This is a genomic window from Bradyrhizobium sp., from assembly GCF_050014615.1.
GTDB lineage: Bacteria > Pseudomonadota > Alphaproteobacteria > Rhizobiales > Xanthobacteraceae > Bradyrhizobium.
Genome location: NZ_JBEKCZ010000045.1, coordinates 22,092 through 29,307, shown reverse-complemented (window position 1 = coordinate 29,307; position 7,216 = coordinate 22,092). Strand labels below are relative to the sequence as shown.

The 7,216-nt window shown below is 61.8% G+C and carries 8 protein-coding genes; 7 read left to right on the top strand and 1 reads right to left on the bottom strand.

Annotated features, from left to right (window positions below):
- Nucleotides 1-834, bottom strand: an 834-nt coding sequence (gene hemA / locus ABR948_RS10090; RefSeq protein ID WP_428116628.1) for a 5-aminolevulinate synthase, incomplete at its 3' end; no start/stop codon positions are given.
- Nucleotides 835-1,165: 331 nt separating this feature from the next.
- On the opposite strand from hemA, the gene ABR948_RS10085 reads away from it, so the two are divergent.
- The 7 genes from ABR948_RS10085 (at nucleotide 1,166) to ABR948_RS10055 (ending at nucleotide 7,200) form a co-directional block, all read left to right on the top strand.
- Entirely contained in the window at nucleotides 1,166-1,615 is a 450-nt protein-coding gene (locus tag ABR948_RS10085) for a cupin domain-containing protein (protein WP_428116625.1), read from the top strand.
- A gap of 220 nt (nucleotides 1,616-1,835) precedes the next feature.
- The gene (locus tag ABR948_RS10080) at nucleotides 1,836-2,726 is read left to right on the top strand and encodes a MurR/RpiR family transcriptional regulator (RefSeq protein ID WP_428116622.1); all 891 of its coding nucleotides are present in this window, start codon (nucleotides 1,836-1,838) and stop codon (nucleotides 2,724-2,726) included.
- The gene (locus ABR948_RS10075; RefSeq protein WP_428116619.1) at nucleotides 2,723-4,054 is read left to right on the top strand and encodes an aspartate aminotransferase family protein; all 1,332 of its coding nucleotides are present in this window, start codon (nucleotides 2,723-2,725) and stop codon (nucleotides 4,052-4,054) included. The genes ABR948_RS10080 and ABR948_RS10075 overlap by 4 nt, the downstream gene beginning before the upstream one ends.
- A gap of 56 nt (nucleotides 4,055-4,110) precedes the next feature.
- Nucleotides 4,111-5,031, top strand: a complete 921-nt coding sequence (locus ABR948_RS10070) for a transporter substrate-binding domain-containing protein (protein WP_428116616.1) — start codon at nucleotides 4,111-4,113, stop codon at nucleotides 5,029-5,031.
- A 29-nt stretch (nucleotides 5,032-5,060) separates the two neighbouring features.
- Complete coding sequence (locus tag ABR948_RS10065; RefSeq protein WP_428116614.1) at nucleotides 5,061-5,789, top strand: amino acid ABC transporter permease; 729 nt, start codon at nucleotides 5,061-5,063, stop codon at nucleotides 5,787-5,789.
- The gene (locus ABR948_RS10060; protein WP_428116611.1) at nucleotides 5,786-6,472 is read left to right on the top strand and encodes an amino acid ABC transporter permease; all 687 of its coding nucleotides are present in this window, start codon (nucleotides 5,786-5,788) and stop codon (nucleotides 6,470-6,472) included. Before ABR948_RS10065 ends, ABR948_RS10060 begins: the two co-directional genes overlap by 4 nt.
- Nucleotides 6,472-7,200 carry an amino acid ABC transporter ATP-binding protein gene (locus ABR948_RS10055; protein WP_428116609.1) on the top strand — a complete coding sequence of 243 codons (729 nt, stop codon included), beginning with the start codon at nucleotides 6,472-6,474 and terminating at the stop codon, nucleotides 7,198-7,200. Before ABR948_RS10060 ends, ABR948_RS10055 begins: the two co-directional genes overlap by 1 nt.
- Nucleotides 7,201-7,216 lie beyond the last annotated feature (16 nt).

Sequence of the window (7,216 nt, the reverse complement as noted above, 5' to 3'; positions counted from 1 at the left end):
CGCGGTGGTGAAGATGAAGCCGGGCGCGTAGGAACGCACCGCGTCGATGATGTCGGCGCTTGCGGCGATATAGCCGCCGAGGCAGCCGAACGCCTTGGCCAGCGTGCCTTCCAGGATGTCGATGCGGTGCATGACGCCTTCGCGCTCGGCGATGCCGCCGCCGCGCGGGCCGTACATGCCGACCGCGTGAACCTCGTCGACATAGGTCATCGCGCCATAGCGTTCGGCGAGATCGCAGATCTTCGCTAGCGGCGCGATGTCGCCGTCCATCGAATACAGGCTCTCGCAGACGATCAGCTTCGGCCGGTCCGGCCCGGCGGCGCGCAGCAATTCTTCCAGATGCGCCATGTCGCTGTGACGGAACACCTGGCGTTCGCAGCCGGCCTGGCGGACGCCCTCGATCATCGAATTGTGGTTGAGTGCATCTGACAGGATCAGGCAATTCGGAATCAGCTTGGCGATGGTCGCAATGCCGGTCTGATTCGAGACATAGCCGGAGGTGAACAGCAGGGCCGCTTCCTTGCCGTGCAGGTCGGCCAGTTCATGCTCGAGCTGCACCAGGGGATGATGGGTGCCCGCGATGTTGCGGGTGCCGCCGGCGCCGGTGCCCACCCGGGTGGCGGTCTCGACCATGGCGCCGACCACTTTGGGATGCTGGCCCATGCCGAGATAGTCGTTGGAGCACCAGATCACGACGTTGCGCGGCCCCTTCGGGGAATGCCACACCGCATGCGGAAACCGCCCGGCGATCCGCTCAAGATCGGCGAAAACCCGGTAACGCCGCTCATCGTGCAGGCGGTTGAGGGCGGCACTGAAGAATTTGCTGTAATCCATCGCAATAACCTGAAACGGAGCCTGAAGCCGGAGCGGCGGCGCCTTTTTAGAGCTTTTCCAGGTTTAATGTCGAGCCGGAATCGGGCCTGCGGGCGTCCGGACAGCGAGGAGCCGGGTTGCTTGAGGCGCGGATCAAAACTTGATCCCGATCAATACGCTAGGAGCATTTTGCTGCGACTGGTTGGATTTTGCTGCCACCGGCTTCCGATACTCGCGGTCATGCTGCGGCGATCCTGCGTTCAGTGCTGCGATGCAATCATTGGTCTGACTTCTACCGGAAGCAGGCAAAGCCGCTATGATCGCTCGAGGTTCATTGAAACGGAGCATCGCCATGGACGCCGTGACGCCGAAGAGCTCTCAGATCGCCGAGGCGCATTCCCACGTTGTTCGACCGCAGAGCATGGAGTGGCAGAAGACCCGTTTCCCCGGCTGCGAGGCCAAGACATTGCTGTTCGATCATGCGACCGGCCTGATGACCGCGCTGATGCGGTTCGCGCCGGGCGCGGTATTGCCCGACCACGAGCACGTCAACATCGAGCAGACCTACGTCCTTGAAGGTAGCTTGGTTGACAAGGAAGGCCCGGCGCAGGGCATCGCGGCTGGCGCCGGCGAATTCATCTGGCGCGAGCCGGGCAGCCGCCACGTGGCATGGTGTCCGGAAGGCGGGCTGATGCTCGCGATCTTCCAGGTCCCCAACAAATTCTTCGAGGCCGACGGCCGCGTCGTCGATGCCGCGGGCCAGGACTGGGACGAGACCTGGGGTCACACCCGCAAGGGCTGAACTTCCTCGTCGCTTTTGGCGCTGTTGAACGGCCTGTCGCGGCGGCGCAGCCGCTTGCGCCAAGCGACCGCATCGCCATTTTCCGTAATCCGTCTCCGGAATTTATCGTTTCAGGTTCCGTCAGCGCCGATCCGCAGGGCGGCAACGATCCATTTGAATGATATTATTCTCATATGAAACATTTGTTGCAAATCTGAAACGCGCGGGACTAAGATCAGACATGGACCGCGGCCCGCTGACCGAACAGATCATCGAGACGTTCGACGAAATGCCCGCTCAGCTGCAGGCCGGCGCGCGCTACGTGCTCGACCGGCCGCGCGACGTGGCGCTGTTGTCGATGCGCGAGCAGGCGCGTCAGGCAGGCGTTCAGCCTGCGACGATGACCCGGCTCGCCAAACGTCTCGGCATGGAGGGCTATGACGAGGTGCGCGAGCTGTATGCGGCGGCCGTGCGCGACGGCGATATTGGATTCGCCGGCAAGGCCAGCGTCCAGGTCGTCAGCCAGAAATTGAAGGGCGATAAAGCGCTTGCCGCCGACATGTTGAAGTCGATCGGCAAGCAGATTGATCTCTTGGCAACGCCGGCCAGCCTTGAACGTCTTGTGGCTGCCGCCAGGACCCTGGCATCGGCGCGCCGGATCTACTGCCTCGGACTGCGTTCGAGCCATTCGGTGGCTTGGCATCTCCATTATGTTCTGACGCTGGTCGGTGATCGTTCGATCCATATTGACGGGATTGCCGCGACCGGGGCCGACGCGCTGGCGCGGGCGACCAGCCGGGACGTGCTTCTGGTCGCCAGCGTGATGCCGTACACGCGCCTGACCATTGAGCTCGCGGAATATGCCGTCGGACAGGGGATAAATGTCGTCGCGATCACGGACAGCGAGGTCGCGCCGCTGGCGCAGATCGCGCAGCATGCCGTGATCGTCCCGACCGAAAGCCCGTCATTTTTTCACGCCATGTCGCCGGCCTTCGCCGTGGCCGAAGTTCTGGGTGCCGTCATCGCCGGACGCGGCGGTGACGACGCGCTCGCGACGCTTCGGCATTCGGATGCGCATCTGGCGGCCTTGAATACCCACCTCAAGCCAAGGAACAGCAAGAAATCGTCATGACCCATATTCTTCACCGTGCCGCCAATGCCGTGATGCCTGTTGCCGTGGGGGGCAAAGGCATCGAACTGTTCGACCGCAACGGCACCAGTTACATCGACGCATCCGGCGGCGCGGCGGTGTCCTGTCTCGGTCACGGCCACCCGGACGTTCTGGCGGCCATGCACAAGCAACTCGATACGCTTGCCTATGCCCATACCGGGTTTTTCACGACCGAGATTGCCGAGAGACTGGCGGATCGCCTGATCGAGGACGCCCCGTCAGGCCTCGACCATGTCTATCTGGTCAGCGGCGGGTCGGAGGCGATCGAGGCGGCGCTGAAAATGGCCCGTCAGTATTTTGTCGAGATGGGCGAGACCCGGCGTCGGCATGTCATCGCGCGGCGTCAGAGCTATCACGGCAACACGCTGGGAGCGCTGGCGACCGGCGGCAATGAATGGCGCCGCGCCCAGTTCCGTCCGCTGTTGATCGAAACCCACCATATCGACCCTTGCTACGCTTACCGCCTGCAGGACGCCGGCGAGAGCGACATGGCCTATGCGGCGCGCGCCGCGCAGGCGCTCGAAGACAAGATCCTCGAACTCGGGTCAGATCAGGTCATGGCATTCGTGGCCGAGACCGTGGTCGGCGCCACCTCGGGGGCGGTGCCGCCGGTCGCCGATTACTTCAAGCGGATCCGCGCCATTTGCGACCGACACGGCGTGCTGCTGATTCTCGATGAAGTCATGTGCGGCATGGGCCGTACCGGGACATTGCACGCCTGCGAGCAGGATGGCATCGCACCTGACTTGTTGGCGATCGCCAAGGGCCTTGGCGGCGGCTATCAGCCGGTCGGGGCCGTTCTGCTCAGCAAGCCAATCTTCGCGGCCTTTTCGCAAGGGTCCGGCTTCTTCCAGCACGGTCACACCTATATGGGCCATCCGATGGCCGCCGCCGCCGGGCTCGCGGTGCAGGAGGTCATTCGCCGCGATGGTCTGCTGGCCAATGTGGCCGCCATGGGAGGCCATCTGCAGCGCCGGCTGGAAGAGCGGTTTGCCAACCATCATCACATCGGGGATATCCGCGGACGCGGTCTGTTTCGCGGTCTTGAGTTGGTCGCCGACCGCGGCTCCAAGGAACCCTTTGCTCCCAAGTTGAAGCTGAACGCGCTGATCAAGCGCGAAGCGATGGCGCGCGGCCTGATGGTCTACCCGATGGGTGGCACGATCGACGGCGTCAGAGGAGACCATGTTTTGCTCGCTCCACCATTCATCGTGAACAGGGAGCAGGTGGATGTGATCGTCGAACGTCTCGGCGATGCCGTCGATGCGGCCGTCGCATCGGTCAGGTGAGGTTGACGTCGCGCGCGTCGTCCAAGAGGCGAACTTTGGAACAGGGGTAGTACACCATGACGAAACTCGCCGGCGGCCTTCTGAATTTATGTCTTGTGGTCGCATCTCCCGTGTTGGCGCTCGGATCGCTGGACGCGTCAGCCCAAGGCCTCGGTCCGACGCTGCAGAAGATCAAGGATGCCGGCACCATTACCATCGGCAACCGCGACTCATCAGTGCCGTTCTCCTATCTGGATGACGCCCAGAAGCCGATCGGCTTTTCGCTTGATCTGTGCAACCTCGTGGTGGCGAAACTGAAAGCAAAACTCGATCTGCCCAGTCTCAAGGTCGTCTATCAGGCCGTGAACTCCTCGAACCGGATTCCTCTCGTCAAGAACGGGACGGTCGATATCGAATGCGGTTCAACCGCCAATACAATTCCGCGCCAGCAGGAAGTCGCCTATTCGGTGATTTTCTATGCGCCGCAGTACAAATGGATTACCCTGAAGTCATCCGGCCTGAAGACGACCGACGATCTGAAAGGCAAGACCGTCGCGGTGACCCAGGGCACCAACACCGCGCAGTTCGTGGCCAAACTCAATGCGGAGAAAAGCCTCGGCATGAAGATCCTGCAGGGCAAGGACCACGCCGAATCCTTCCTGCTGGTCGAGACCGGCCGTGCCTCGGCCTTCATGGAGGACGATATTCTGCTCGCCGGCCTCAAGGCGACCGCGTCGGCACCCGACAATTTTGCGTTTTTGTCCGATGATTTCCCGAGCGATCCCTACGGCGTGATGATGTCGAAGGGCGACCCCGGTATCAAGCAGGTCGTCGATGACGCGCTGACGGAAGCGATGAAGTCGGGACTGTACGACAAGCTTTACGCCAAATGGTTCGAGAGCCCGATCCCGCCCAAGAACATCAATTTGAATTTCCCGCAATCGGAAAAGCTCAAGGCGCTGATCAAGGCCCCGAGCGACAAGGCCAACGGCCAGTGACAAAGGTGCTCGGTTAAAAGGGGGCGACGATGTCCTTGCTGTTCGAGCCGACACCCGATGGAGCAGGACGATATCTCGACTGGATTTTGAACGGCCTGTGCTGGACGCTGTTGCTTGCGCTCGGTGCCTGGACCATCGCGCTTGTCGTAGGCACCTTGGTTGGCGTTGCCCGCACCTTGCCGAACGGAATCCTGCTCAGGCTAGGGCGGGTCTATGTCGAGACCTTTCGCAATATTCCGCTGCTGGTGCAGATGTTCTTCTGGTACTTCGTGCTTCCGGAATTGCTGCCGGTGCGCATCGGCATGGCGATCAAGCAGATGGATCCGCCATGGGGGAGTTTCATCCCGGCCCTGATCTGCCTTGGCCTCTTCACCGCGGCGCGCATTGCCGAGCAGGTTCGCGCCGGGCTTCAGGCGCTGCCGCCGGGGCAGATTCAGGCCGCGTCCGCTCTCGGCTTTTCCCCGGGCGGCACCTATCGTTTGATCCTGTTGCCGCAGGCGTTCCGGATCATCCTGCCGACGCTCACCAATGAGTTCATGACGATCTTCAAGAACACCTCGGTGGCATTGACCATCGGGTTGGTCGAGTTGACGGCGACGGCGCGCGAGATCAACGAAAACACCTTCCGCACCTTCGAGGCGTTTGGCGTGGTGACGATCGTCTATCTCGTGATCGCCCTGATTGCCTGGCAGGTTATGCATCGGATCGAACGGGCGGTGCAGTTGCCCAGCCTTGTCAGTGGAAGGGCGCGGCCATGACGGTCGACCTTGCCGCGCTCGTCAACGCATTTCCGTTTCTGCTGAAGGGCCTTTGGTTCACGCTTCAGATCACGCTCGTCGGCGTCTGCGGCGGCATCGTGTTCGGCAGCCTGCTTGCGATCGCGCGATTGTCGCAGAACCGGCTGCTGTCGACGCTGGCGACGGCTTATGTGAACCTGATGCGTTCGATCCCCCTGATCCTCGTGATCTTCTGGGTGTTCTTCCTGGTTCCCTGGGCGATCGGATGGATCACCGGCAACGGCCGTCCGGTCGCAGTCGGAGCGTCGCTGACCATTTTCGTGACCTTCGTCCTGTTCGAGGCGGCTTATTATGCCGAGATCGTACGCGCCGGCTTTCGCTCGATCTCGCCAGGACAATATGCGGCGTGCGATGCGCTCGGGCTCTCGAAGCTCCACGCCTACATTTACATCCTGTTTCCACAGGCGATCCGCAACGTGCTGCCGATCCTGCTCACGCAAACCATCGTGCTGTTCCAGGACACCTCGCTGGTTTACGTCATTTCGGCGACGGATCTGCTGGGCGCCGCCACCAAGATCGCCCAGCGCGACGGCCGGCTGGTCGAGATGTACCTGATCGTCGGCGTCATCTACTTCGTGTTCTGCTTTGCCGCTTCCCAGTTTGTGAAGCAGCTGCAGGGCCGTCTCGCCTACGGAGTTCGATGATGATCGAGATCGACAATGTCTCGAAGTGCTATGGATCGTTCCAGGTTCTCAAGAATTGCTCTGCCAGTATCGCCGATGGCGAAGTGGTGGTGATCTGCGGGCCTTCGGGTTCCGGCAAGAGCACGCTGATCAAGACGGTGAACGGGCTTGAGACCATCGACTCCGGCGAGATCAATGTCAGCGGCTTTCGGCTGGCGCCTGATGTTACCAATGTGGCGGCGTTGCGCCGGTCTGTCGGAATGGTGTTCCAGAGTTTTGAGCTGTTTCCGCATTTGACGGTCCTGAGCAACGTCACGATCGCGCAAATCAAGGTGCTGAAGCGATCCAGGGCCGCGGCCGAGGAAAAAGCACGCATGCTGCTGGCGCGGGTCGGGCTCTCCGGCCACATCACCAAATATCCCGCGCAATTATCCGGCGGACAGCAGCAGCGCGTCGCGATCGCCCGGGCGCTGGCGCTCGACCCCAAAGTCATGCTGTTCGACGAGCCGACTTCCGCGCTTGATCCGGAAATGGTCAACGAGGTGCTTGAGGTCATGACCGGACTGGCGCGGCAGGGCATGACCATGGTCTGTGTCACCCATGAAATGGGCTTTGCCCGAAGCGTCGCGAACCGGGTGCTTTTCATGGACGACGGAGAGATCGTCGAGACCGCCGCCTCGGCGAAGTTCTTCGATGATCCCCAGTCGGAACGCGCCAAGGCCTTCCTGGCCAAGATTCTGCGGCATTGAGCGTCTGGCGGACTGC

Excerpts from the sequence above, each read along its gene's own strand:
- ABR948_RS10085 (WP_428116625.1), top strand. The coding sequence starts at position 1,166 with ATGGACGCCGTGACGCCGAAGAGCTCTCAGATCGCCGAGGCGCATTCC.
- ABR948_RS10080 (WP_428116622.1), top strand. The coding sequence starts at position 1,836 with ATGGACCGCGGCCCGCTGACCGAACAGATCATCGAGACGTTCGACGAA.
- ABR948_RS10075 (WP_428116619.1), top strand. The coding sequence starts at position 2,723 with ATGACCCATATTCTTCACCGTGCCGCCAATGCCGTGATGCCTGTTGCC.
- ABR948_RS10070 (WP_428116616.1), top strand. The coding sequence starts at position 4,111 with ATGACGAAACTCGCCGGCGGCCTTCTGAATTTATGTCTTGTGGTCGCA.
- ABR948_RS10065 (WP_428116614.1), top strand. The coding sequence starts at position 5,061 with ATGTCCTTGCTGTTCGAGCCGACACCCGATGGAGCAGGACGATATCTC.
- ABR948_RS10060 (WP_428116611.1), top strand. The coding sequence starts at position 5,786 with ATGACGGTCGACCTTGCCGCGCTCGTCAACGCATTTCCGTTTCTGCTG.
- ABR948_RS10055 (WP_428116609.1), top strand. The coding sequence starts at position 6,472 with ATGATCGAGATCGACAATGTCTCGAAGTGCTATGGATCGTTCCAGGTT.